This is a genomic window from Xanthomonas sp. NCPPB 2933 (genome assembly GCF_056725225.1).
The window spans coordinates 1889462-1913424 of sequence record NZ_CM161518.1 but is presented as its reverse complement, the minus strand read 5'-3'; the positions used below and the strand labels follow the sequence as shown (position 1 = coordinate 1913424).

General features: G+C 66.0%; 23 protein-coding genes. 12 read left to right on the top strand and 11 right to left on the bottom strand.

The features are described 5' to 3' along the window. Positions 1-53: 53 nt before the first annotated feature. Complete coding sequence (locus AC1PLU_RS07660) at positions 54-1001, top strand: DMT family transporter (RefSeq protein ID WP_168957785.1); 948 nt, start codon at positions 54-56, stop codon at positions 999-1001. 110 nt (positions 1002-1111) lie between these two features. Here the strand turns inward: AC1PLU_RS07660 and AC1PLU_RS07655 are convergent, their stop codons facing one another. The 4 genes from AC1PLU_RS07655 to AC1PLU_RS07640 all read right to left on the bottom strand — a co-directional run bounded on the left by AC1PLU_RS07655 (position 1112) and on the right by AC1PLU_RS07640 (position 7689). Further along, positions 1112-2245, bottom strand: a complete 1134-nt coding sequence (locus tag AC1PLU_RS07655; RefSeq protein ID WP_183086795.1) for a GGDEF domain-containing protein — start codon at positions 2243-2245, stop codon at positions 1112-1114. 61 nt (positions 2246-2306) lie between these two features. Then, positions 2307-3029, bottom strand: a complete 723-nt coding sequence (locus tag AC1PLU_RS07650) for a pseudouridine synthase (RefSeq protein WP_104549680.1) — start codon at positions 3027-3029, stop codon at positions 2307-2309. Between the two features lie 44 nt (positions 3030-3073). Continuing rightward, positions 3074-5482 carry a putative bifunctional diguanylate cyclase/phosphodiesterase gene (locus AC1PLU_RS07645; RefSeq protein ID WP_481108115.1) on the bottom strand — a complete coding sequence of 803 codons (2409 nt, stop codon included), beginning with the start codon at positions 5480-5482 and terminating at the stop codon, positions 3074-3076. 275 nt (positions 5483-5757) lie between these two features. After that, positions 5758-7689, bottom strand: a complete 1932-nt coding sequence (locus AC1PLU_RS07640; RefSeq protein WP_481108114.1) for a DEAD/DEAH box helicase — start codon at positions 7687-7689, stop codon at positions 5758-5760. A 171-nt stretch (positions 7690-7860) separates the two neighbouring features. Here AC1PLU_RS07640 and AC1PLU_RS07635 point away from each other — a divergent pair, with 171 nt between their 5' ends. The 4 genes from AC1PLU_RS07635 to AC1PLU_RS07620 all read left to right on the top strand — a co-directional run bounded on the left by AC1PLU_RS07635 (position 7861) and on the right by AC1PLU_RS07620 (position 9752). Next, a complete protein-coding gene (locus AC1PLU_RS07635; RefSeq protein ID WP_115040507.1) occupies positions 7861-8361 on the top strand; it encodes an RNA polymerase sigma factor in 501 nt (166 codons plus the stop codon). Between the two features lie 28 nt (positions 8362-8389). Then, complete coding sequence (locus tag AC1PLU_RS07630) at positions 8390-9037, top strand: hypothetical protein (RefSeq protein WP_481108113.1); 648 nt, start codon at positions 8390-8392, stop codon at positions 9035-9037. Positions 9038-9192: 155 nt separating this feature from the next. After that, positions 9193-9435, top strand: a complete 243-nt coding sequence (locus AC1PLU_RS07625) for an RNA-binding S4 domain-containing protein (protein WP_042598248.1) — start codon at positions 9193-9195, stop codon at positions 9433-9435. Next, positions 9432-9752 (top strand): hypothetical protein, encoded by a 321-nt coding sequence (locus tag AC1PLU_RS07620; RefSeq protein WP_481108112.1) that lies wholly within the window; start codon positions 9432-9434, stop codon positions 9750-9752. The genes AC1PLU_RS07625 and AC1PLU_RS07620 overlap by 4 nt, the downstream gene beginning before the upstream one ends. A 279-nt stretch (positions 9753-10031) precedes the next feature. On the opposite strand, the gene ubiM is transcribed toward AC1PLU_RS07620, so the two are convergent. The 5 genes from ubiM to AC1PLU_RS07595 form a co-directional block, all read right to left on the bottom strand. Beyond that, positions 10032-11210 carry a 5-demethoxyubiquinol-8 5-hydroxylase UbiM gene (gene ubiM / locus AC1PLU_RS07615; RefSeq protein ID WP_481108111.1) on the bottom strand — a complete coding sequence of 393 codons (1179 nt, stop codon included), beginning with the start codon at positions 11208-11210 and terminating at the stop codon, positions 10032-10034. 173 nt (positions 11211-11383) lie between these two features. Beyond that, positions 11384-11785 (bottom strand): MAPEG family protein, encoded by a 402-nt coding sequence (locus AC1PLU_RS07610; protein ID WP_104549685.1) that lies wholly within the window; start codon positions 11783-11785, stop codon positions 11384-11386. A gap of 25 nt (positions 11786-11810) precedes the next feature. Next, positions 11811-12353 carry a DUF4019 domain-containing protein gene (locus tag AC1PLU_RS07605; protein WP_115040511.1) on the bottom strand — a complete coding sequence of 181 codons (543 nt, stop codon included), beginning with the start codon at positions 12351-12353 and terminating at the stop codon, positions 11811-11813. Between the two features lie 168 nt (positions 12354-12521). Beyond that, positions 12522-12770 carry a hypothetical protein gene (locus AC1PLU_RS07600; protein WP_023904514.1) on the bottom strand — a complete coding sequence of 83 codons (249 nt, stop codon included), beginning with the start codon at positions 12768-12770 and terminating at the stop codon, positions 12522-12524. Between the two features lie 64 nt (positions 12771-12834). After that, a complete protein-coding gene (locus AC1PLU_RS07595; RefSeq protein ID WP_481108110.1) occupies positions 12835-14037 on the bottom strand; it encodes a COG3904 family protein in 1203 nt (400 codons plus the stop codon). A gap of 147 nt (positions 14038-14184) precedes the next feature. On the opposite strand from AC1PLU_RS07595, the gene AC1PLU_RS07590 reads away from it, so the two are divergent. The 4 genes from AC1PLU_RS07590 to AC1PLU_RS07575 are packed head-to-tail and all read left to right on the top strand — an operon-like array spanning position 14185 to position 18903. Then, positions 14185-15648 carry a DNA-3-methyladenine glycosylase 2 family protein gene (locus AC1PLU_RS07590; protein ID WP_481108109.1) on the top strand — a complete coding sequence of 488 codons (1464 nt, stop codon included), beginning with the start codon at positions 14185-14187 and terminating at the stop codon, positions 15646-15648. Further along, positions 15645-16190 carry a methylated-DNA--[protein]-cysteine S-methyltransferase gene (locus tag AC1PLU_RS07585; RefSeq protein WP_481108108.1) on the top strand — a complete coding sequence of 182 codons (546 nt, stop codon included), beginning with the start codon at positions 15645-15647 and terminating at the stop codon, positions 16188-16190. Before AC1PLU_RS07590 ends, AC1PLU_RS07585 begins: the two co-directional genes overlap by 4 nt. A gap of 36 nt (positions 16191-16226) precedes the next feature. Beyond that, positions 16227-17522 carry an alkaline phosphatase family protein gene (locus tag AC1PLU_RS07580; RefSeq protein WP_481108107.1) on the top strand — a complete coding sequence of 432 codons (1296 nt, stop codon included), beginning with the start codon at positions 16227-16229 and terminating at the stop codon, positions 17520-17522. 43 nt (positions 17523-17565) lie between these two features. Next, on the top strand, positions 17566-18903 hold the full coding sequence (locus tag AC1PLU_RS07575; protein WP_481108106.1) for a chloride channel protein: 1338 nt from the start codon (positions 17566-17568) through the stop codon (positions 18901-18903). Positions 18904-18989: 86 nt separating this feature from the next. Here AC1PLU_RS07575 and AC1PLU_RS07570 read toward each other — a convergent pair whose 3' ends face one another. Next, entirely contained in the window at positions 18990-19172 is a 183-nt protein-coding gene (locus tag AC1PLU_RS07570) for a 30S ribosomal protein THX (RefSeq protein WP_006450150.1), read from the bottom strand. Between the two features lie 137 nt (positions 19173-19309). Beyond that, on the bottom strand, positions 19310-19726 hold the full coding sequence (locus AC1PLU_RS07565; protein WP_006450151.1) for a MerC domain-containing protein: 417 nt from the start codon (positions 19724-19726) through the stop codon (positions 19310-19312). A gap of 178 nt (positions 19727-19904) precedes the next feature. Here AC1PLU_RS07565 and AC1PLU_RS07560 point away from each other — a divergent pair, with 178 nt between their 5' ends. The 3 genes from AC1PLU_RS07560 to AC1PLU_RS07550 all read left to right on the top strand — a co-directional run bounded on the left by AC1PLU_RS07560 (position 19905) and on the right by AC1PLU_RS07550 (position 23962). Then, complete coding sequence (locus AC1PLU_RS07560) at positions 19905-21971, top strand: TonB-dependent receptor (protein ID WP_268214611.1); 2067 nt, start codon at positions 19905-19907, stop codon at positions 21969-21971. Positions 21972-22319: 348 nt separating this feature from the next. After that, on the top strand, positions 22320-22742 hold the full coding sequence (locus tag AC1PLU_RS07555) for a MarR family winged helix-turn-helix transcriptional regulator (protein WP_481108105.1): 423 nt from the start codon (positions 22320-22322) through the stop codon (positions 22740-22742). Next, positions 22739-23962, top strand: coding sequence for an MFS transporter (locus AC1PLU_RS07550; protein ID WP_481108104.1), 1224 nt, complete (start codon positions 22739-22741; stop codon positions 23960-23962). The genes AC1PLU_RS07555 and AC1PLU_RS07550 overlap by 4 nt, the downstream gene beginning before the upstream one ends. Position 23963 lies beyond the last annotated feature (1 nt).

Sequence of the window (23963 nt, the reverse complement as noted above, 5' to 3'; positions counted from 1 at the left end):
GGCGCGCAACCGGCGCGTGTTTGGCGGCATGACGAATTAGGCGACAATGGCGCATGCCCACGAACGATCTGCGCAAGGCGCAACTGCAAATCCATTTCTGCGTCCTGCTCTGGGGCATCACCGCGATCCTGGGCAAGCTGATCACGCTGCCGGCGTTGCCGTTGGTGTGGTGGCGGATGTTGATCGTGGTGGTGGCGCTGGCACTGTTGCCGCGCGTCTGGCGCGGACTGCGCGGCTTGTCCGGGCGGGTGGTGCTGGGCTATTGCGGCATCGGCGCACTGGTGGCGTTGCATTGGTTGACCTTCTACGGCGCGATCAAGTTGGCCAATGCATCCGTGGCAGCGACCTGCATTGCGCTGGCGCCGGTATTTACCGCAGTGATCGAGCCGTGGGTGACGCAGCGGCCGTTCCGCCCGCGCGAATTGCTGTTCGGGCTGGCGGTGTTGCCGGGCGTGGCGCTGGTGGTCGGCGGCGTGCCGGATGGCATGCGTGCCGGCGTGGTGGTTGGCGCTATTTCGGCTGTATTTGTCGGGTTATTCGGCTCGCTCAACAAGCGCATGGTGACGCATGCCGACCCGCTCACCGTCACTGCCTTGGAACTCGGCGCCGGCACGTTGACCTTGACCTTGCTGGCACCGGCAATGCCGCTGCTGTTGCCGTCGTTGCATGGCAATCTGCTGATTATTCCCAGCCTGCACGATGGCGTGCTGCTGCTCGTGCTGTCGCTGGCCTGCACCTTGCTGCCGTTTGCACTGGCACTGGTGGCCTTGCGCCATCTCAGCGCCTACTCGGTGCAGCTGGTGACCAACCTGGAACCGGTCTACGCCATCGTGCTGGCAATCGCGCTGCTGGGCGAACAGCGCGAGCTGACCCTGCAGTTCTATCTGGGCGTGGCGATCATTCTCGGCGCGGTGTTCCTGCATCCCATGCTGGAACGCCGGCGCAAGATCGTGCACCCGGAACTGCTCGGCACCGCCGAAGCGAAGAACATCGTCGAGTGACTGCGCAGCGCAATGGAGCATTGCCAAATTCCATCGAACGCCATCGTAGGAGCGGCCCAGGCCGCGACAGGCATTATCGATGAAGCATCGGCGCGCGCAGCAGCACCGCCCTACCCCAACGCCACAACCTGATCGCGCCCGCCGCGCTTGGCCGCATACAAGGCCTGGTCGGCGCGCTTGATCACCGCTTCCACGTTTTCCTGCGGATGCAGCGTTGCCACGCCGATGCTTACCGTCACCGGCAGCGCGATCGTCATCACCGCCACGCTCTGGCGCAGATATTCGCATTGCACGCGCGCCTGCAGCAGATCCACATTGGGTAGCAGCAACACGAATTCCTCGCCGCCGTAACGCGCGATGGTGCCGGCACCGGCGACATGCGCGCGCAGCAACGCCGAGAGCTCACGCAGCACCACATCGCCCTGGTCGTGGCCGTGCACGTCGTTGACGGTCTTGAAGTGGTCCACGTCCAGCAACGCCACCGACAACGGCTGGCCTGCCGCACGCGTCTGCTCGGTCGCCGCCGCCAAGGCAGCCGCAAAGGCACGCCGGTTGGGCAAGCCAGTCAATGGATCGGTACGGGTCTGTTCGACCAGGTCCGCGTTCAACGCATCCATCTGCGCGTAATAACCGGCCATCTGCTGCTCGTACCATTCGCGCTCATGCAACTGCTGACGCAGGCGCTTGCCGGCCAGGCGCAATTCCAGCAGATACGAGGCCTGGCGCGATAACGCCTGCAAAGCTTGCCGCTGCTCATCGCGCAGATGCGCCGGGGTCTGGTCGAACACGCATAGCGAACCGAGCGCCATGCCCCCGCTGGTGACCAGCGGCGCGCCGGCGTAGAAGCGCACCGCCGAAGTGCCTGTCACCATCGGGTTGTCGTGGAAACGCGGGTCGAGCAAGGTGTCGTCCACCATCAACACTTCATCCGGGCGCAGGATCGCGTGCGCACAGAACGAGATGTCGCGCGGCGCTTCGCCGCGTGGCGCGCCATGCGCAGACTTGAACCACTGGCGGTCTTCGTCCACCAACACCACGGCCGCCATCTGCGTCTCGCACAGCGTGGACGCGATCATGGTGAGATCGTCGAACGCGCGCTCAGGCGGCGAATCCAGCACCTCGTACTGGCGTAGCGCTGCAAGCCGCTCGGCCTCGTTGTCCGGCAATTCCGGTTTGATCACCTGCCCGCTCCCCAGCTGGCTATTTGCGGCGAAAGTATGACCGAGCGCGTCAAGCTCGACTATCGGGGTGCGCCGGACCACCCGAGACACCGTGTCGCTTCCGTTCAGCCCATGCCTTGCGGCGTCACCACTCGGTGCGTTGCGGCAGCAAGCCGCGCAGTTCCGCATCGCTGAGGTTGCGCCACTGCCCCGGCTTGAGCGCGGCCAGCTTGATGTTGTCGATGCGCACCCGACGCAGCTGGGTGACGCGGTAGCCGAATTCGGAGGCCATCAGGCGGATCTGCCGATTCAAGCCCTGCTCCAGCACAATGCGGAAGCCGAACTTGGCGATGCGCGCGGTGCGGCACGGCAACGTGGTCTCGTTGTGGATGCGCACGCCACGTGCCATGCCACGCAGGAATTCGTCGGTGACCGGCTTGTTGACCGCCACCAGATATTCCTTCTGGTGGCGATTTTCCGCACGCAGGATCTCGTTGACGATGTTGCCGTTACTGGTCATCAGGATCAGCCCCTCGGACTCCTTGTCGAGCCGGCCGACCGGGAAGATGCGCTGCTCGTGGCCGACGAATTCGACGATATTGCCCTTGACCGAGCTCTCGGTGGTGCAGGTGATGCCGACCGGCTTGTTGAGCGCGATATAGACATGCTTGCGGCCACCGGGCTTGCTGGCAGCACGGGTGCGTAGCGGCTGGCCGTCCACCAGCACGCTGTCTTCCTCGCCCACCACTGCACCGGTGCCGGCAGGCACGCCATTGACGGTGACGCGGCGTTCGCCGATCAGCCGATCGGCCTCACGGCGGGAGCAGAAGCCGGTTTCGGCGATGTATTTGTTGAGTCGAGTTGTCATCTGCCGATTATCGGCGATTTATCGGCAATCGTGAGCCGTTGCCGCTATCCAGGCACCGCCATCAACGGCAGGGAGGCCTGCACCAGCTCGTCCAGCGGGCATGGGCGATGCAGACTGAAACCCTGCACCTGGCCCACGCCGGCCTCGCGCAGGCCGGCGATATCGGCCTCCGACTCCACCCCTTCGGCCACCACTTCGATCCCCAGCGCCAGGCCGACCTGCGCGATCGAATGCACTGCGGCGCGATCCACCGCGTCGTGCGCGTAATTGCGCACGAAGCCGCAATCGATTTTCAGCACGTCCACGGTGAACTGTTTGAGATAGCCGAACGAGGCCAGACCGCTGCCGAAATCGTCCAGCGCCACATGGCACCCATGCGCCCGCACGCTCTGCACGAAGCGCTGCGCCTGTTCCAGATTGCCGATGACTGCGGTCTCGGTGATCTCCATGCACAGCTTGGGCACCAGCGTGGGGTAGCGCTCGAACAGCGCGCACACGAAGTCGAGAAAATCCGGCTGCGCGATCGATTGCGCCGACAGATTCACATGGCACAGATCCAGTCTCGCCACATGCAGCGGGTTGGCCGCCAATTGTGCGCACAAGGTTTCCAGCACATGCACATCGACCATGCGACCCAGGCCATAGCGCTCCACCGCCGGCAGGAATTCGCCCGGGCTCAGCACGCGGCCGTCGCGCGCGCGCATGCGCACCAGCACTTCGTACTGCAGGCGTCCCGGATCGCTCAGCACCTGGATTTTCTGCGCATACAGCAGCAAACGCTGTTCGGCGATGGACTGCTGCACCGCGCTGATCCAGCCACCGTCGTGGCGGCGCCGCGCCAGCGCCAGATCGTTTTCGTCGAAACAGCGAATGCGGTTACGCCCTTCTTCCTTGGCCGCATAACAGGCCAGATCGGCGGCGGTCATCAAGGCGTTGAGATCACTGGCGCCCTGGCGGATTTCCACCACGCCGAAACTGCAACTGGGCGTCAGCGGCTTGCCGCCCTGATGGCTCCACGGCTGCCCGAGCACGCCGTGCATATGGGTAAGCAGGGCCTGCGCCTGCAGCAGATCGGTATTGGCCAGCAGGATCGCGAACTCGTCGCCACCCAGCCGCCCCAGCCAATCGCCCGGGCGAAGCTGCATGGTGATCACATCGGCGAAATGGCACAGGAACTTGTCGCCGACTGCATGCCCGAAGGTGTCGTTGACCAGTTTGAAATGATCCAGGTCCACAAAGCACAGCGCGTGGCATAGCTGCGGCGAATGCGGTGGTTCGATCAGGCGCAGCAGCCGGCGTTCGATCTCATGGCGATTGATCAAGCCGGTCAAGGCATCGTGGCGCGCGTGGAAAGACACTTCGTCGGCCAGCTCGTGCGCATGCGAGACATCTTCGATCACCGCCAGCACCAGCGTCGGTTCTTCCGGGCCCGGCTCCACCAGCGAGGCGCTCCAGCGCCCCCACATCACCCCGCCGTCGGCGCGCAGAAAGCGCAGTTCGCCGGACTGCATCAATCTGGGCCAATCGATCATGCCGCGGCTGTCCAGCGCGATATCGTCCGGGTGCATCACCTCGGCCAGCGTGCAGGCCTGCAGTTCCTCGGGCCGGTAGCGCAGGATGTTGGCCATCGAGGTGTTTGCATCGAGCACGCGACCGCGCAGGTCGAACTTGACCATGCCCAGCGCCGCCTGCTGAAACGCAGTGCGGAAGCGGCCCTCGTGCGAGAGCAGATAATCGCGGATGCGGCGCATCGCCAGCACGCAGGTGGTCAGCACCAGCAGCAAGGTGGCCACGCTGCAGAACACCATCACATCGTGCAGCAGTCGCGCGCAGCGGATCAGCAAGGCCTGAAATTTTTCGGCATCGCCGCGCATGCGCGCATCCAGCAGATGCAGGTCCTCGCGCAGGTTCTGCAGCGCGCGCGGGTCCGGCCGGCTGGTGGCTTGCGCCGAGGCCGCCCTGTCGGCCAGTACGCTCAGCTGCAGGATGTCGGCATCGGTGTGTTTCCACAGCGCGATCGCCTCGCTCAGGTACGGAAACACCTGGCCGTAGCGGTACAGTCGCACCATTTGCGGCATGTCCTGGCGGGCATTGCGCCCTGCGGCGAGACCGGCGTACACCGCGTCCCAGTCGATCACCGGCTGTTCGACCGCCTGACGCGCCGCACGATCGCCCAGTGGCACCTCCAGTGCGCGACAGGCGGCCTGCAGGTCGGCCGGATCGCCGCTCACCAGATAGCGCTCCAACCAGTACACCGACTCCTGCTGGGCGTTGGACCAATGGCTTTGGCCGACGATCCAGGCGGTGGCGCCGGACTGGACCTCGATCATCAGCGCCGAGAGCATCGCCATGCCGACAGCCACACCGATCAGCAATGCCAAGGGAAGTGTCAGCCAGCCGCGCATCACGTGCATGGTCCGACCACCGCTTTTGCCGCGTGCCGCCTGCGCCATCGCCATCCTCGTCCCCCCGCCGCTGCCCAATGCGATTCAGGCGCCCAGTGGGCGCCTGAAGGCAGTAGCGGCCGCAACGACCGAGTCTGTATGGCAATACGCACCCGGCGAGCACAACTGCCTCACGGACTTAGCATGACTAACAAAGGGTGGTTCGCGATGGGCAACGACTGCAGAACCAGACGCGTGATCCGGTATGCGTCAATACACATACCGGTTCCGAACGCCGACTACGTGGACCGGGCGGCCGCACGCAGCCGGTTTGTCAGCTGCGCTTACTCGCCGCGCGTCTTGGGCGGACCCTTGCGATGCGGCGCACCGGCACGGTCCATCGGACGGTTCGGCCCATTGGGGCGACCGGCCGGCTTGCCGCTACGCGGGAAGCGCGGCTTGGATGGCGACGCCGCAGCCTCACCCTCTTCCAGCTTGCGCATGTTGAGCTGCTGGCCGGACACCCAGACCTTCTTCAGGTGGGTCAGCAATTCGCGCGGCATGTCGGCCGGCAGATCCAGAATCGAATAATCGTCCTGGATGTCGATACGGCCGATGTAGCGGCTTTCCAGGCCCGCTTCGTTGGCGATCGCGCCGACGATGTTGGCCGGCTTCACGCCGTGGGTGTGGCCCACTTCGATGCGGTAGCTCTCCATGCCGACCTCCGGCTCGCCACGCGGGGCGACCGGGTCGCGACGCGGACGCTCGGCGCCAGCGCCGTCACCGCCAAACGCAGGGCGCTCGGCACGCGGCGGACGCGCAGCGCGTTCGCCATCGGCACGCGGGCCACGCTCGAACTTCGGCTCGAAGCGCGGACGCTCGCCACGGTCACCGCGATCGGCACGCTCGTTGCGCTGCGGTGCGAACTCCTCGCGTGCGCCACGCACCGGCGGGGTCAGCAGGAACGGCGAATCGCCCTGCAGCAACTTGGCCATTGCCGCGGCGATATCGATCGCCGGCACGTTGTTCTCGCTCTCGTAGCGCTGCAGCAGATCGCGATACATCTCGATCTGGCCGCCGGCCAAGGTCTCGGTGATGCGGGTCATGAAACGCGCCACGCGAGTGTCGTTGACCGCATCCACGCTGGGCAGCTGCATTTCTTCGATCGGCTGACGGGTCGCGCGCTCGATCGAACGCAGCATGCCCTTCTCACGCGGGGTGACGAACAGGATCGCATCGCCGGTGCGGCCGGCACGGCCGGTACGGCCGATGCGGTGCACATAGCTTTCAGTGTCGTATGGAATGTCGTAGTTCAGCACGTGGCTGACGCGCTCCACGTCCAGACCGCGTGCCGCCACGTCGGTGGCAACCAGGATGTCCAGCTTGCCGTCCTTGAGCTGGGCAATGGTCTTCTCGCGGGCGGCCTGCTGCATGTCGCCGTTGATGGCGGCAGCAGCCAGACCGCGCGCCTGCAGCTTCTGCGCCAGTTCTTCGGTACCGGCCTTGGTGCGCGCGAAGATGATCATGCCGTCGAACGGCTCGACCTCGAGAATGCGGGTCAGCGCATCCAGCTTGTGCAAGCCGCTCACCCACCAATAGCGCTGGCGGATGTTGGCCGAGGTGGTGGTCTTGGCCGCGATGGTGACTTCGGCCGGGTCCTTCAGATAGGTCTGCGCGATCCGGCGGATGGCCGGCGGCATGGTCGCGGAGAACAGCGCCACCTGGCGCTTTTCCGGCAGCTTCTTCAGTACGGCTTCGACGTCGTCGATGAAGCCCATGCGCAGCATTTCGTCGGCTTCGTCCAGCACCAGCGTCTTGAGCTGGGACAGATCCAGGGTGCCGCGATCCAGGTGATCGATCACGCGGCCGGGAGTGCCCACCACCACATGCACGCCGCGCTTGAGCGCGCTCAGCTGCTGGGCGTAGGGCTGGCCGCCGTAGACCGGCAGCACGCGGAAGCCGGGAATGGCTTCGGCATATTTCTGGAAGGCCTCGGCGACCTGGATGGCCAGCTCGCGGGTCGGGGCCAGCACCAGCGCCTGCGGCTTGAGCTGGTTCAGATTGGCGTTGGACAGCACCGGCAGCGCGAACGCGGCGGTCTTGCCGGTACCGGTCTGCGCCTGGCCGAGGACGTCGCGGCCGGCAAGCAGCGCGGGAATGGTGGCAGCCTGGATCGGCGACGGCGACTCGTAGCCAACGTTGGCAACGGCTTTCATCACAGCGTCCGAGAGGCCGAGGTCTGCAAACAGCAGCGGCGCGGAAGATTCTTGGGTCATTGGTAACTCCGGAGGCGCCGCACGGATCCGGCAAGCGCAAAGCAGCATATTGTGCGCCTTCAGGCCCCCTGCTGTCGAAATTTTCATAACAGTCCGTTCAGGTTGTGAGGATTTGCCCCGTCTGGCGAATCATCTCTTCGAACCTTCTTATCCACTTGCGCGGCCGGAGCCATGTCCCTGGAAACAGACCTGCACACCCGCTTCAACGCCTTGCTGCAGCATCACCGCGGCATCGTCGTGAAGGTCGCGGCCAGCTATTGCTGGAACCCGGACGACCGCGCCGAGCTGGCGCAAGACATCACCGTGCAGTTATGGCGCGCGTTTCCTGGCTACGACCCAAACCGGCGTTTTTCCACCTGGATGTACCGCATCGCATTGAACGTGGCGATCAGCGATCTGCGCGGCCGCAGCCGGGCTGCGCACGACCCGGTGCCGCTGGAGGCGGTGGCCGACAGCATCGCCGATCCACTGGCGCGCGACCCGGCGCACGAGCAGCAGATCGCCGCGCTCTACCGCTTCATCGCGCAACTGCCGCGGCTGGAGCGCGCACTGGTGCTGCTGTACCTGGACGACCACAGCTACCGCGAGATCGGCGAGGTGCTCGGCATCAGCGAGACCAACGTCGCCACGAAACTCAGCCGTCTGAAAGCGCGCATCCGCGCCGAACTCTGACCCACCCGACCCACAAGAGGAGCAGCACATGGAACTCGACGACATGCAACGCGCCTGGCACGCAGTGCACCACCGCCTGGATCGGCAAACCGCACTTACCGGCCAACTGATCGGCGAGGTGCGCGGCCACGCAGCGCGCGCCAGCCTGCGACCGCTATGGGCGAGCCAGATTGCGCAGTTGCTGTGCGCCGTCGCGCTGAACATCGTGATCGCACGCAGTTGGCTTGCCCACGCGGACCAGGCTGCGGCGATCATCGGCGGCGTGCTGCTGCAGGCGTGGAGTGTGGCGCTGGCAATCTCCGCGCTACGCCAACTGCAACTGCTGTCGCAACTGGATTTCGCCGGACCGCTGCTGCAGACACAGCAGGCGCTCGCGCAACTGCGGCGCTGGCGCACGCGGGCGGCGCCGTGGCTGGGCATCGCGTTCTGGGTGCTGTGGGTCGCAGTGGCGGACAGCCTCTGGCGCGAGCTCACCGGCCTGACGCTGCCGCACGGCTGGCTGCTGATCAATGTGCTGATGGGCGTGGTCGGCGCCATTGGCACCTGGCTCGGCTACCGGCGACTGCAGCGCGCGAAGCACCCGTGGCTGGAACGCATCGACAACGCGCATGCCGGTCCTGGCGTCATCCGCGCCCAAAGCATGCTGGACGAAATTGCGCGCTTTCGACGCGAATAACTCACTGGCGCCACACGCGAATCGCAGCGCATTGGATGCTGCCAAAGCGCTTGCGTGGTGACGTATCGATCCAGCTGCCGCCCTTCACCTTGCCGCAGTGGTGTTGTCGCCTGCGACAGGCGGATAATCGCGACCTTCCTGTTAGCGAGCGCACCATGCAATTCCTGGAATTCGACCTGGACGGCGAGTACATCGAACTCAACCAACTGCTCAAGCTGGCCGGCATTGCCGACAGCGGCGGCCAGGGCAAGGCGATCGTCGCCAGCGGCGCGGTCAGCGTCGATGGCGTGCAGGAACTGCGCAAGACCGCCAAGATCCGCCCCGGCCAACTGGTGCAACTGGACGATGTGGAAATCCGCGTGCTGGCGTTGGACCCCGATGCGGAGCCGGCAGAATGAAGGTGGTGCAGGTCAGCTGGCGCAATATCGCGCCCTCGGCAGAAGATCCGGACCACGATGTCTATATTTTTTCGATCGATGCCGATTCGGCGACGCCGTTCTGGTTCGAGCAGTCGATTCGTGGTGGCCACGCCGAGCGTGGCGGTTGCAGCATGCTGGGCTTGCACGAGCTGGAAGGCTGGCGTGGCGACTGGCGCGCAGATGTGACCAAAGCCGGCTGCGCCTGGGTGATTCCCCTGTTGGAAGAAGCCTTGCGCAGCGGCGATGCGCGGACGGCGATCGATGCGATTCTTGCGCGGGTGGGCGCAGCTGCCTGATTGCAGTCTGTTTGGCGGCAGTGAGCATGAGTGCATCACGGGCAACCCCGAATGATCGGCCGATCATGGTGTCCGCTCACGAATTGCGAACCCTTGCAACGCAATCTCGCAGCGCGGTGCCCCCCTTGCGTAATGCGTGACGCCTACATAGCGACAGCCTGATGATCGCCTGACACCACTGTCCGATCACGCATTGAGAGGCATCGCAAAACAACCTCGCCCAGCGATGCACCAACGTGGCGCGGCAGGTTCTGCTTCCACCGCGATCACTTCAACGCGTCAAACGCTCCGCTGCGTCAAATGCGCCGCAATCGCCTGTTTGAACGGTGCGACTGCATGCGCCGCACGCAAGGCGCCACGTCGCAACAAGCGGGCCGGCGCACGATCGTCGGTATACAGCGCGGCCAGTGCATTGGTCGCTTCGTACAGCGGTCGCGTTGCCAGCCGATGCGCGCGCTCGTAGCCGTGCAACAGCGACGCGGCGCCGATATCGCGCCCGGCACCTGCAGCGGCACGCACGCGCTCGGCCAGGCGTGCCTGGCTCTGCAAGCCGAAGTTGAAGCCGTGCGCAGTGACCGGGTGCATGCCCACTGCCGCATCGCCGATCAGTGCGGCACGCTCAGCCACAAAACGCTGCGCGTACGCCGCCACCAGCGGATATGCATGCCGGCTGCCGTCCTGCTGCATCGGGCCAAGCCGATGTTCGAATGCCTCGGTCACCGCCGCGCTGAAGTCCGCCTCATTCATCGCCAGCAAGGCTTCTATCTGGCGCGGCGGCAGCGTCAGCACTGCGCCGGCGCGATTGCCCTGCAGCGGCAGTAACGCAAGCGTCTTGCCATAGCCGAACCACTCCCATGCCGCGTGCCGGTGCGGCAGCGCATGCCGCATGCGGCACACCAGCATGCTCTTGCCGAAATCGCGCAGCTGCGCGCCGATACCAAGCAGGCGCCGGGTGCTGGAAAATCGACTGTCGGCCGCCACCAACAGGCGCGCCGACAGCGTTTCCCCATCGGATAATTGCAGCACCACGCGGTCGCCACACTGCTGCACGGCCTGCAGCGTGCAATCGCAACGGATCTGCAGCGCAGGTTGTGCCTGCACGGCCTGCCAGGCGGCGCGACGGATCAGATGATTCGGCACCAGCCAACCCAGATCGCCAGCGCTGCGTGCGGAGGCCGCAAAGGTCAATGCGAACTGCGAATGCCCATCCATGACGCGTGCATCGCGCAGCGGCGAGATCGCGTCGCCGGGAAACTGCTGCCAGATCCCCAGTTGTTCCAACAGCGCACGCGAGGCGTGCGTCAACGCGATCTCGCGTCCGTCGAAGGCAGGATCGGCGAGTTGCTCGCGCGGTTGCTGGTCGACCAACACCACCGACATACCACTGCCGGCCAACGACCGCGCAAAGCTCAGGCCCACCGGCCCCGCGCCAATGACCGCGATATCCACCGATTGCATGCTGCGCTCCGCCACCACCGATATGCCTAGTTTAGCGGCAGCGGGGTTGGCGGCCCTTTGATCAGGATCAAGGAGACTGAAAGCCGCCGGCGACATCGCTGCAGCGGCCAGACGACTCGCAACGTTCCGTCAGCAACTCCTCAGCGGTCTGCGTGAACGCAACCTGCGGCACATCACCAGCCCAACAGTGCCCGCACCAACTTGACGATGCCCCAGAACGACACCACCCAGATCGCACTCCGCAGATAAGGGATGCCTGCTGCATACACCGGCACATAGGCCACCCGCGCCCACAGATACAGCTGCACAGCGAGCGCGGTCTCTGCGTTGGTGCGTCCGGCAACGCTCACCGCCAGCACCGCAGCAGCGAAGATCGGAAAGGTTTCCTGATAGTTGCGGAAGGCGCGGTCCAGCCGCGCCGCAACGCCGGTCAACGGCTTGGTCTCGCCATCGCGCGCGCTGGCGTTCCACTTGGTGCCGCGCTGGGCGGTCATGCTGGCCGAGGCGGCCAGCAATTGCACCAGGCCGAGCACCATCGCCCAGCCCAGCATCTTTAGTTCGATCGTCAGTTCCACTTAGAGTCTCCAGTTGGCCGCGGCATCACTTGATCGACGCGCGCAGGCTGTAGCCGGCAAGCCGCCAGGTCTTGTCCTCGTCCAGCCGGAACGACACCAGCTCGCGCACCGGCTGCTGCGCCTTGGCAAACCGGGTCGGGAAGCTGACATTGATGTACAAGCCTTCCGGCACCTGCGCGCCGGGGCCGTACTTGACCCGTGTCACCGAGCCCTGCCCGCGGCCGACCACTGCGCCCAGGCGCGCGCGCTCGGCACCGATCTGGCTGACGAACACATCGCGCTTGACCGCCGTCTTGGCCACCGTGGAGGCGCCATCCCATAGCGGTGCGACCTGGTTGGTATCGACCATCTGCGCCACACGCAATGCGGCCTGGGTCATCTCGGTGTTTTGCTTGACCAGCTGCGCCTGCTGCGCGGTAGTGACTGCAGGCGTGCCTGCGGTTGTTCCGGCGGCCGTTGTTCCGCCAGCAACCGGTGCGGCGGCCGGACGGGCGCCGGTCTGAGGGTGTTGTGCGAAGGCAAGCGACGGAGCCAACACCAGCACAGCAAGCAAACGGGGACGGAACATTGGGTAGATGACCTTGTGCGTATATCGATGGAGAGAGAACAGTCGCACGCTGGGTGCGCCCGGAGCGGCAGTCTAGTGCGTGTTGCGTCTATGACGTTGAGCGAGCAGCGCCATGGCGCATCGACATCAGGCGTGCCGGCAACAAGTTTCACTGCATGACCGGCAGCGTCAGGCGTCTCCGCTCGGCGGGACCGTCGCAACGCTGCGCGGCCGCCATAGTCGCCAGCTGATCCACAGCGCACGCGCAGTGGCTGCAATCAACGCGACCAGACTCAGCCAGACCGCCAGCGTGGCCGGCCATTGCACTTGTTTGGCTGCGGCGATCATCTGCAGGAGCTCAGCAATTCCGAACCCGCCCAGCACCAGCAGGGCCGATGGCAGATACGCCAGCATCACCCCTTTCGTCTTCCCGATCATGTTGCCCCCCGGCTCCGTTGTGTTCCGCGAAGATAGGCAGCGGCCGGTGCGGTAGGCGTGAAGCTCAGCCTTCGCTATGAACAGGGGCCGGCGCCGGCTCGGAGACCGATTCGGCAGCGGCCGGTGCTGGTGCCGTGGCCGGCGTGGCGAGCTGGGTGTCGCCCGCAGCCGCGTCCGCCGCCTCCGCCGCCTCCGCCGGGTCGGAGGTTGCCGGCAGCGCCGCAGCATCGGTTTCGGCCAGCGGGCTTTCTTCCGGGCAGGTGGCATCGGGGAAACCGAAGCGCTGCTTCAAGGCCAGGCCGCAGGCGTTGACCGCCTCCAGATCGGCGCCCTCGCTCTTGCATTTCTGATCGAAGGCGACCAGAAACGCATCCTTGCGCCGCACGAAGGCGTCGCCGCACTTGCGCATCTGGCGGATGCGCTCCAGATCGTCCTGCACCGCGTTGGTGCCATCCAGGCCGTACTCGCGCAGCTCGTCCATCGTGAGCAGGCGCAGGCTGCGGTTGGGCACGGTCATCATCAGATCGGCCACTGCCACCGCCACGCCGTTGCGCTCCAGATAATCCTTGACGTTGCCGTAGACCTCGCGCAATTCGCGATTGAGTTCCGCGCGCGAGGTGGCCTTGGAACTGATCCGCATCATGCGATGGATGCCGATCTTGCCGGCCACCAACCGGTTGTCGCCGGCAGCCAGCACGAACACGCAGGCGCTGTGGCAGATCGAGCCTTCGCGCACCCAGATGGTCCAGTTGGATTCGCCGATCGTATCGCCGGCGCGGATCGCCGCTTCCACCTGCCCGCCGCTGGAATCCAGATCCAGGATGCGATGCGGTAGCTGCAGTTGCTCGGCCACTGCTGCCAGCCGCCACACCAAGGCAGCGAAGCCGGCGTTGATCTTGCCGGCGTAACGCACCCGCAGCAGCCCGGTGTCGCGACACGGCGCCAGCGCCGCTTCCACACTGGCGCGATCCAGCGCCGGCAGCAGCGTGCCATCGCCGGCTTCGCTGCTGTAATCGGTGGCGCAGCTGATCCAGGCCTTGCCCGCGTCCAGCTCTGCCTGCGGCCACCCCGCTTCGCCCGTTTGCGCGCGCGGGCGCGGCGGCGGCGCCACCGGCTCGGGCGTATCCACCGAGACCATATGGTCGCCATCGCCGGCCTGCCCCGCGCCGTTCTGCTGCGCAATGGCCGCATCGGCAGAGGTGCCGGTGCGATCGCAACCAGACAGCGCCAGCACGCAGCAAAGAGAGAGACAGAGCAGTTTCAGCATGAGGTAGGACACAGACCGCGACCGAGATCACCCTCAGTCTATGGCTGAATGGGCCAACCGTTTGACCCTGCCATGAACACGCATGCCCTGCGCAACGCTGTCCGAAAACGGCCAGCCGTGGTCGGAACGAGCGCATAGACTGGCGCCATGCAGACTGCCACGCCCGACCGAATTCAATGCGACCGCGCCCGCTTGGCGCGCGATGCACGCTTCGACGGGTTGTTCTTCACCGCAGTGCGCAGCACCGGTATCTACTGCCGGCCAGTATGTCCGGCGCCGCCGCCCAAACCGGGCAATATCAGTTACTACGCAACTGCGGCAGCGGCCAGTGCGGCCGGCTACCGGCCATGCCTGCGCTGCCGGCCGGAACTGTCGCCGCAGGCGCAGCAGCATCTGGGCGAAGAAAGCGTGCAGCGTGCGTTGGCGATGATTGTCGAAGGCGCCCTGCAGGAGCAGCCGGTGCAGACGCTGGCCGATGCGGTGGGCTTGAGTGCGCGCCAGTTGCAGCGTCAGTTCGTGCAGCAGCTCGGCGCCACGCCGATCCAGGTGCATGGCACGCGCCGGCTGCTGCTGGCCAAGCAACTGCTGACCGAAACCGCATTGCCGGTCACCGAGGTCGCACTGGCGGCCGGCTTCAACAGCCTGCGGCGCTTCAACGCGGCGTTTCTGGATGGCTGCGGCATGCCGCCATCGGCGTTGCGCAAGCAGCGTGCCGAGGTGCCGGGTGGCGAACTGACCTTGCGACTCGGCTATCGGCCGCCGCTGGATCTACCCGCGATGCTGGCGTTTCTGCAGCGGCGTGCGATTCCCGGCATCGAGCAGGTCGACGCCAGCGGCTACCGACGCGTGATCGGCACGCCGGGCAACGCGACGCTGATCGACGTCAGCGCGGCGCCGCAGCGTACGGAATTGTTGCTGCGCATTGGTGCGACCGACCCGCGTCAGATTCCGCAGATCGTGCGCCGGGTGCGCCGGTTGTTCGATCTGGATGCGGATCTGCAGGCGGTGCACGCCACGCTGGCGTCCGAGCCGTTGCTGGCCGACGCGATCGCGCGCCGCCCCGGCCTGCGCGTGCCGGGCGGCTGGGACGGCTTTGAAGTGGCGGTGCGCGCGGTACTGGGCCAGCAGATCAGCGTGGCCGGTGCGGCGACGCTGGCGGCGCGGCTGGTCGAGCGCCATGGCGGCCATCATGTCGACATGCCACCCGGGCTGGATCGTATCTTTCCCACGCCGGAGCAGCTGGCCGAGGCGCCGCTGGAGCAACTCGGCCTGCCACGTGCACGTGCCGCCACGCTGCGTGCATTGGCATCGGCATGCGCGCAAGGCCGGCTGCATTTCGGCGCCGGCCAGCGCCTGCCCGAGTTCGTCGCCGCCTGCACTGCGTTGCCCGGCATCGGGCCGTGGACCGCGCAGTACATCGCCATGCGTGCGCTATCGCATCCGGATGCGTTTCCGGCCGGCGACCTGATCCTGCAACAGGTGCTCGGCACGCCGGAGCGGCTGAGCGAACGCGCCACCGAAACCCGCTCGCAGGCGTGGCGGCCGTGGCGCGCCTACGCCGTATTGCACCTGTGGCATCTCGCCGTCGATCGCAAGGACACCCGTTCATGAGCACGTTGTATTACGACACCTTCCCCTCGCCGATCGGCGCACTCAGCGTGGCCGCCGATCACGCCGGCGTGCACCACATCCTGTTCGCGCAGAATCGCTACGACGCGCTCGGCCGCGCGCGTTGGTTGCATGATCCCGATGCACCCTTGGTACGCGAGGCACGCGAGCAATTGCTCGACTATCTGTACGGCGGGCGGCGCAGTTTCGATCTGCCATTGGCACCAACCGGCACGCCGTTTCAGCTGCAGGTCTGGCACACGCTGGCGCAGATTCCGTTCGGGCAGACCTGGAGCTATGCGCAACTTGCACAAGCAGTAGGACGGCCGGCCGCCAGCCGCGCAGTCGGCGCCGCCAATGGCCGCAATCCGCTGCCGATCGTGCTGCCCTGCCATCGCGTGATCGGCGCCAACGGTGCATTGACCGGCTTCGGCGGCGGCCTGCCAACCAAGCAGGCATTGTTGCAGCTGGAAGGCTGGTCGCCGCGCCAGAGCGCACCTGCCGACGACCTGTTCGCCGAACGCTCTGCAACCAAGGTGCGCTGACTTCGCGAAGTCATTGCCGCGCCGTAAACTGGCGCGATGATCGATCGACGTTTTGTGTTTGCCGCCACCGCGTTTGCGCTGCTCACGGCCTGTACCAGCACTATGCCGCGCAGCGCGCCACCGGCCGTCTCCAGCGAACCGGCATCGGCAGAAGCGCCATCCAGCACGCCGCATCCCTTGCTGCTGATTTCCATCGACGGCCTGCGTGCCGACATGCTCGATCGCGGCATCACGCCCAACCTGTCGCAGCTCGCGCACGACGGCGTGCGTGCGCGCTGGATGACCCCGTCGTATCCATCGCTGACCTTTCCCAATCACTACACGCTGGTCACCGGCCTGCGCCCGGACCACCACGGCATCGTGCACAACAGCATGCGCGACCCGGTGCTCGGCAGCTTCTGGCTGAGCAAGCCCGACGCCGTGGGCGATGCACGCTGGTGGGGCGGTGAACCGATCTGGGTGGGTGCCGAAAACAACGGTATGCATGCAGCGACCTGGTCGTGGCCAGGCAGCGAGGCGGCGATCGCAGGCGTGCGCCCCACGCGCTGGCGCCACTACGAAGAAGGCACCGGTCTGGATGCGCGCGTGGACGAGGTGTTGGGCTGGCTGGACGCATCAGGCGCCGCAACCAATCGCCTGGTCACGCTGTATTTCGAACACGTGGACGAAGCCGGCCATGACCATGGCCCAGAGTCGCGCGAGTACGCCGACAGCGTGCGCGCGGTGGATGGCGCAATCGGCCGCCTGCTGGCCGGCATGCAGCGCAACGGCACGCGCAGCCGCACCAACATCATCGTGGTCTCCGACCACGGCATGGCCGAGGTGCCGCCCGGGCATGCGCTCAGCGTGGAAGACCTGGCGCCGCCCACCATCGCCACTGCAATCACCGAAGGCCAGGTGATCAGCTTCGATCCCGTGCCCGGGCAGCAGGCGCGCGCCGAAGCCACCCTGCTCGGTGCGCATGCGCAGTACGACTGCTGGCGCAAGGCAGCGCTGCCCGCACGCTGGCAGTACGGCACGCACCCGCGCATTCCGCCGATCGTGTGCCAGATGCACGAAGGCTGGGACGCACTGTTTCCGGACAAGCTGGCCAAGCGCGTGCCCGGTCAGATGCGCGGCTCGCACGGCTTCGATCCGGCGCTGCCGTCGATGCGCGCGGTGTTCCTGGCGCAAGGCCCGGATCTGGCGCAGGGCAAGACCTTGCCGGGTTTCGATAATGTCGATGTGTATTCCCTGATGACGCGGCTATTGGGAATTCCCGCCGCGCCCAACGATGGCAATCCCGCCACCTTGTTGCCGGCCTTGCGCGTGCCGCCGGCCGACGCACGCTGAGTGACGCGTCGCAGCATCGGCGCGCCGATGCGACAATAGCGGCATGTCTGCTTCCGATCCCTCGCCGCGCCGGCTGCGGCCGTTGTTATCCAGCGAAGGCTGGCGTCGTCGCGCTGCACTGTGGGGTGGCGCCATTGCGGTGGCACTGGTGGCGATCGTGTTCGCCAAGGCCAGCGATGCGGCCTTCCAGTTGTTTCAGCGCATCACCGCGCATTCGATCTGGTGGGCGCTGCTGCTGACGCCGGGCATCTTCGCCTTGCTGGCCTGGCTCACCTCCGGCGCGATGCGACCCACGCGCGGTAGCGGCATCCCGCAGGTCATCGCTGCGCTGGAACATAACGATCCGGCGTTTCGCGAAACCAATCTGTCGCTGCGCGTGTCGATCGGCAAGCTCGCCTTGACCACCTTGTCGCTGTTCGGTGGCGCCTCGGTGGGCCGCGAAGGTCCCACCGTGCATGTCGGCGCGAGCCTGATGCATGTATTCGGGCGTTGGTTCGGGTTTCACGATCCGCGCGAGCTCTCGCATTTTCTGCTTGCCGGCGGCGCGGCCGGTATCGCGGCGGCGTTCAACACGCCACTGGCCGGCGTGGTGTTTGCGATCGAAGAACTGAGCGGGCGTTTCGAGCACCGCTTCTCCGGCACCCTGCTCACGGCGGTGATCGTCGGTGGCGTGGTGTCGCTGGGCATGTTGGGCAACTACACCTATTTCGGCAAGGTGGCGGTGGCGTTGCCGCTGGGTCAGGCGTGGTTGGCGATCGCGCTGTGCGGCGGCGTGGCCGGTCTGCTCGGCGGGGTGTTTGCGCGCCTGGTGCTGGCCAGCGTCAGTGGCAAGCCGCGCTGGCTGGCAACGCTGCGCCAGCGCCATCCGGTGCTGCTGGCCGCGCTGTGCGGCCTGGCCCTGGTCGGCCTGGCGCTGGTGTTCGGGCAAGGCGCGTTCGGCACCGGCTACGAGCAGGCGCGCAGTCTGGTGCAGGGGCATGCGGTGGTCGGCCACGAATTCGGGCTGATGAAGCTGGTGGCCAATCTGGTCTCGTACCTGGCAGGCATCCCGGGCGGCTTGTTCTCGCCGGCGCTGGCGGTGGGCGCCGGCATCGGCCACAACCTGTCGGTGCTGATGCCGGGCGTGGACCCGCGCACCTTCGTGCTGCTGGGCATGTGCGCCTATCTGACCGGCGTGACCCAGGCACCGCTGACCTCGGCGGTGATCTCGCTGGAACTCACCGACACCAGCCAGATGCTGCTGCCGATCCTGGCCACCGTGCTGATTGCGCGTGCGGTGTCCGGGCTGGTGTGCAAGACGCCAATCTATCGCGGACTGGCCGAACAGTTGCTGGCGCCGGCGGCGGCCAGCCAACCGCCGGCTGCGGAAACGACGCGCTAGCAATAACGCGCGCGTTTGCGCTGACCTCGGACATAAAAAAACGCGGCGCAAGCGCCGCGTTCTGGTGTCGCGAAGCGGGCTAGGAATCAGCCGGCCTTGGCGACGGTCTTCTTGGCTACAGCCTTCTTGGCCGGGGCCTTGACCACGCCCTTCTTGGCAACCGGGGAAGCTGCACCCACGACAACCTTGCTCACCGCGTGCGAGCGCGAATTGCCGTAGCTGGAATTGTAGCGCTTGCCCTTGGCGGTCTTGCGGTCACCCTTACCCATGTTCGTCGACTCCTGAATGTGAATACTGAATACAAAATCCCCGCGCTGAACACGGGGTCTGGCGAGGTTTACGCCGGCGGCGCCCTCGCGCAAGGCCGGCAAGCCTACCACGACGGCCCCGGCCAGCGCAGCCTGGGCTAGTGTGCGCAGCTGGCGTCGTGAACGTGGGCATGCCCGTGGTTCAGACGCAGATTGACCAGATGGGCGATACCGACCAGCGCACCGCCCAGCGTCATCACCACCGCATGCGGGATCGCCGCGTGGTGCAGCGGGTCGTACAGCAGGCCGGCCCACAGCAGCAGCAACCCCGGCAGCAGCAGCGCCAGCGCATGCAGCGCCTTGTGCCGGCGATAGCCCAGGACCAGGCTGAAAAGGCCCAGCAGGCTCACGAACACCACGATCGCCAGCTCGACACCATCGCCCAGCCAGAACGACAGGCCTAACGACGGCGCCAGTGCCAGCACCAACGGCAGCACGGCGCAATGCACGGCACACAGCAGCGAACCGGTCGCACCGAAGCGGTCGAGCACATGGCGAAGGGACGGTAGAGGCATGACTTCCAGCAGGTGTTCGCGGCGACGTGGAATAATATAACATCTTGCTTGTTCCAGAGCTTACTCGCTCCCGGATCCGCGCCACTGCACTGTGCAGCCGCAGATCTCGCCGTCGGCCCAGCAGCCAAGCTGCGCCTTATCATTGATATAAAGTAACAATCACAGAGTCCGGCCCGCCATGCATCCTCGCCTCGCTTCCTCGTTTCGCCGCTCCACGCTCACGCTGGCCCTGACCAGCCTGCTGACCCCCGCCCTGGCCATGGCCGAGGACGCGCCGGCCCCGGCCGACCCGCAGACCCCGCCCAGTTCGGACACGCGCCACGACGCCACCCCTTCCAGCGGCCGCCATATCAAGGACCTGGACAAGGTGGTCGTCACCGCCAGCCCGCTGCGCGATGCGGCCGGCGAGTTGAGCCGCCCGGTCGAAGTGCTGGCCGGCGAGCGTCTGGACGAAGTGCGTAGCGAGAGCCTGGGCGAAACCGTGTCCAGCCTGCCCGGCGTGCAGAGTTCCAACTTCGGCCCCGGCGTCGGCCGGCCAATCATCCGTGGCCTGGATGGCCCGCGCGTGGCGGTGCTGCGCGATGGCCTGTCCACTCAGGACGTGTCCACGGTCAGCCAGGACCACTCGCCGGCGATCGAGCCGTTCCTGGCCAACCAGATCGAAGTGCTCAAGGGCCCGTCCACCCTGCTGTACGGCTCCGGCGCGATCGGCGGCGTGGTCAACGTGGTCGACGGACGCATTGCCGAAACCCCGGTGGACGGCTTCAGCGGCCGTGCCGAAGTGCGCTTCGACGGCGGCGACAAGGACGGCAATACCGATATGTTCCGCGTCGATGCCGGCAATGGCAGCGGGCTGTCGATCCATGCCGACGGCGTGTACCGCAACCAGAACGATTACGACACCCCGCAAGGGCGCCAGGCCAATTCCTGGATCGACTCCAAGGTGGGCTCGATCGGCGCGTCGCTGTCGGGCGATTGGGGCTTTGTCGGCCTCTCGGCGTCGCGCTTCCGCGACAACTACGGCAATCCCGGCGAGCCGGGCGATCTGTCGATCGGCGAGCGCGGCGTGTCGTTGAAGCTGCAGCAGGACCGCTACGACCTCAAGGGCGGGCTGACCGATCCGTGGGGCGAAGGCAGCGCGTTGCGTTACAGCTTCGGCCACACCGATTACGCGCACACCGAGTTCGAAGGCGAAGAAGTCGGCACCGTGTTCACCAAGCGGGCCAACGAAGGCCGCGTGGAAGCCTCCTTCACCTTCAGCGGCGGCTGGCAGACCGCGTTCGGCCTGCAGGGCAGCGACACCACCTTCCAGGCCGTGGGCGAAGAATCCTTCGTGCCCAAGACCGACACCCGTTCGCTCGGCGTGTTCGGCGTTGCGCGCAATAGCTGGGATCGCGTTACCGCGGAACTCGGCGCACGCGTGGACAAGGTCAAGTACCAGACCGACATCGGCGTAGACCGCGACTTCACCCCGACCAGTTTCTCGCTCAGCGGCGGTTTCCGCTTCAACGAACAATGGCGCTTGACCGCCAACCTCGACCACGCCGAACGCGCGCCGGCCGAAGAAGAGCTGTTCGCCAACGGCCCGCATATCGCCACGCTGGCCTTCGAGATCGGCGATGCGAATCTGAAGACCGAAAAGGCCAACCAGGCCGAGCTGGGCCTGAACTTCCAGAACGAATGGGTGGATGCCAAGGTCGCCGCGTACTACAACCGCTACAACGACTTCGTCTACATCGTCGACACCGGCAACCAGTGGTTCAATGAGGAAGACAACGACTTCCTGCCGATCCGCCAGTGGACGCAGGCCGATGCGATCTTCCACGGTTTCGAAGGCGAGGCCACCTTCCATCTGGCCAACAACGACACCGGCGCGTGGGATCTGCGCGTGTTCGGCGACACCGTGCGCGCGCGCCTGAACGATGGCGGCAACCTGCCGCGTATCGCGCCGGGCCGTGTCGGCGCGCAGATGCGCTGGAATGCCGATCAGTGGCGTGCCTCGCTCGGTGCCACCCGCACCATGAAGCAGGACAAGATCGCGGTGAACGAAACCGCGACCGACGGCTATACGTTCGTCGATGCGCATGTGGCCTACCACGTGGACCGCGGCAGCAATGCGTGGGAAGTGTTTCTGGATGGCAACAACCTGACCAATCAGGACGCACGCGTGCACACCTCCTTCCTCAAGGACGATGTGATGCTGCCTGGCCGCAGTGCCTCGTTCGGCGTGCGGATGTTCTTCTGACGGTACCCTCTCTCCTGCCGTCATAAGCGAGGCCGCCTTCGGGCGGCCTCTTTTTTGGCGTTGCCTATCCGATCGCTGCGCCAACACTGCATCGCGTACCGGAAGGCGCATCGTGCCGCTGCGACCTGCTCAGCGGCCGAGGCCGGCCTTGCAGGCTCGACTGTCAGGCGAATGCACTGCTCGCAGCACAGGGACTCTCACGCACAACCAAGCGACACGGCTGGAGACCGCAAGCCATCGACAGCGGCCAGCGCTCGCATGGATGGCGACAGCATTCTGAAACTTCCAACTAAAACTTACCAATAGGTGCATATACACGCATTCTGCTTGCCACTGTGGAGGCATCCCATGTCCAAGCTCAGCGGCTGTACCTGCTTTCATCTGCGCCGTGCTGCACGGCGTACCTCCCAACTGTACGACCGCGCGTTGGCGCCGGTGGGTCTGAGTCTCAACGAGTACTCGATCCTGCGCAGGCTGGATGCGGCGCAATCGCTGGGCGCGCTGGCACACACGCTGGGTATGGACCGCACCACCCTCACCCGCAACCTCAAACCGTTGCTGGCGGCCGGATGGATCAAGACCCAGCGTGGCGAGGATGCCCGGCAGAAATTGCTGGTGCTGAGCCGCAGCGGCCGTGGGTTGCTGGTGCGCGCACGACCGCACTGGCTGGCGGCGCAGGAACAGCTCGAGGCGCTGTTCGGTGCGGCACCGACCGCACAGTTGCATGCAACGCTGGAACGCCTGGATGCATTGCTGGAGACGGCCGCATGAGCGCCCCGGTGACAGCGCGTGCGAGCGCGCAGTGGGGCTTGCTGCTCACCGCCTCGGCGATGCTGATGCTGACGATGGGCGCGCGCCAGACCACCGGCTTGTTCGTAGAGCCGATCCATCGCCAGACCGGGATCGGCATCGCGTCGATCAGCTTCGCGCTGGCGGTGGGGCAATTGGTCTGGGGCGCGGTGCAACCGGTGTTCGGAGCGATTGCCGACGAGCGCGGCCCGTTGCCGGTGCTGCTGTTCGGCGGCGTGTTGTTGTCGCTGGGCTTGGGGCTGAGCCCGTGGATGGCCAGCGAATGGGGGCTGATCGTCTCGCTCGGCATCCTGGCTGCCGCCGGTGCGGGCGCAGGCAGTTTTTCGGTGCTGATCGGTGCCACCGCCGGTCGTATTGCGCCGGAGCGGCGTTCGTTCGCGGCCGGGCTGATCAATGCCGGCGGCTCGCTCGGGCAGTTCGTGTTTGCGCCGCTGGTGCAGTTGATGCTCGGCGCAGCCGGCTGGGCCAGGGCGATGACCGGGCTGGCGGTGATCTCGTTGTTGACCTTGCCGCTGGCCTGGCCGCTGCGACGCCGATCATCGCCGCCAGGCACGCGCAGTACGGTCGCAAACGACGACATCGGTTTGCGTGCGCAGTTGCGCCTGGCAGTACGCGATCGCAGTTACTGGTGCCTGCATCTGGGCTTTTTTACCTGCGGGGTACACATCGCGTTTCTGGTCACGCACCTGCCCGGCGAAATCGCACTGTGCGGTCTGCCTGCCAGCGTGTCTGCAGCATCGATCGCACTGATCGGCTTGTTCAACGTGGCCGGCAGCCTGGTCGCCGGCAAACTGGGCGAACGCATCCGCATGAAGTGGTTGCTGTGCGCGTTGTACGCCAGTCGCGCGGTGTTGATCGGCCTGTACCTGATTGCGCCGCCAACGCCACTGACCTTCTACCTGTTCGCCGCGGCACTGGGCTTTACCTGGTTGGGCACGGTGCCGCCAACGGCAGGATTGATCGGCAAGCTGTTCGGCCCGCGCTATCTGGGAACGTTGTTCGGCCTGACCTTGTTGTCGCATCAGGTGGGCGGTTTCTTCGGCGCGTGGCTGGGTGGGCTAGCGCTGGAGCGCTTCGGCGATTACAGCTGGATGTGGTACGCCGACATGGTGCTGGCGGTGGTCGCCGCACTGATCAATCTGCCGATTCGGGAAGCGGCACCGGTACGCGCCGCGGCGTGAA

Bases quoted from the DNA above. Each gene is read 5' to 3' on its own strand.
- AC1PLU_RS07570 (WP_006450150.1), bottom strand. From the start codon at position 19,172: ATGGGTAAGGGTGACCGCAAGACCGCCAAGGGCAAGCGCTACAATTCC.
- AC1PLU_RS07605 (WP_115040511.1), bottom strand. From the start codon at position 12,353: ATGTTCCGTCCCCGTTTGCTTGCTGTGCTGGTGTTGGCTCCGTCGCTT.
- AC1PLU_RS07580 (WP_481108107.1), top strand. From the start codon at position 16,227: ATGATCGATCGACGTTTTGTGTTTGCCGCCACCGCGTTTGCGCTGCTC.
- AC1PLU_RS07650 (WP_104549680.1), bottom strand. From the start codon at position 3,029: ATGACAACTCGACTCAACAAATACATCGCCGAAACCGGCTTCTGCTCC.
- ubiM (WP_481108111.1), bottom strand. From the start codon at position 11,210: ATGCAATCGGTGGATATCGCGGTCATTGGCGCGGGGCCGGTGGGCCTG.
- AC1PLU_RS07550 (WP_481108104.1), top strand. From the start codon at position 22,739: ATGAGCGCCCCGGTGACAGCGCGTGCGAGCGCGCAGTGGGGCTTGCTG.
- AC1PLU_RS07660 (WP_168957785.1), top strand. From the start codon at position 54: ATGCCCACGAACGATCTGCGCAAGGCGCAACTGCAAATCCATTTCTGC.
- AC1PLU_RS07575 (WP_481108106.1), top strand. From the start codon at position 17,566: ATGTCTGCTTCCGATCCCTCGCCGCGCCGGCTGCGGCCGTTGTTATCC.
- AC1PLU_RS07645 (WP_481108115.1), bottom strand. From the start codon at position 5,482: ATGGCGCAGGCGGCACGCGGCAAAAGCGGTGGTCGGACCATGCACGTG.
- AC1PLU_RS07560 (WP_268214611.1), top strand. From the start codon at position 19,905: ATGCATCCTCGCCTCGCTTCCTCGTTTCGCCGCTCCACGCTCACGCTG.
- AC1PLU_RS07595 (WP_481108110.1), bottom strand. From the start codon at position 14,037: ATGCTGAAACTGCTCTGTCTCTCTCTTTGCTGCGTGCTGGCGCTGTCT.
- AC1PLU_RS07625 (WP_042598248.1), top strand. From the start codon at position 9,193: ATGCAATTCCTGGAATTCGACCTGGACGGCGAGTACATCGAACTCAAC.
- AC1PLU_RS07640 (WP_481108114.1), bottom strand. From the start codon at position 7,689: ATGACCCAAGAATCTTCCGCGCCGCTGCTGTTTGCAGACCTCGGCCTC.
- AC1PLU_RS07555 (WP_481108105.1), top strand. From the start codon at position 22,320: ATGTCCAAGCTCAGCGGCTGTACCTGCTTTCATCTGCGCCGTGCTGCA.
- AC1PLU_RS07630 (WP_481108113.1), top strand. From the start codon at position 8,390: ATGGAACTCGACGACATGCAACGCGCCTGGCACGCAGTGCACCACCGC.
- AC1PLU_RS07565 (WP_006450151.1), bottom strand. From the start codon at position 19,726: ATGCCTCTACCGTCCCTTCGCCATGTGCTCGACCGCTTCGGTGCGACC.
- AC1PLU_RS07600 (WP_023904514.1), bottom strand. From the start codon at position 12,770: ATGATCGGGAAGACGAAAGGGGTGATGCTGGCGTATCTGCCATCGGCC.
- AC1PLU_RS07620 (WP_481108112.1), top strand. From the start codon at position 9,432: ATGAAGGTGGTGCAGGTCAGCTGGCGCAATATCGCGCCCTCGGCAGAA.
- AC1PLU_RS07585 (WP_481108108.1), top strand. From the start codon at position 15,645: ATGAGCACGTTGTATTACGACACCTTCCCCTCGCCGATCGGCGCACTC.
- AC1PLU_RS07590 (WP_481108109.1), top strand. From the start codon at position 14,185: ATGCAGACTGCCACGCCCGACCGAATTCAATGCGACCGCGCCCGCTTG.
- AC1PLU_RS07635 (WP_115040507.1), top strand. From the start codon at position 7,861: ATGTCCCTGGAAACAGACCTGCACACCCGCTTCAACGCCTTGCTGCAG.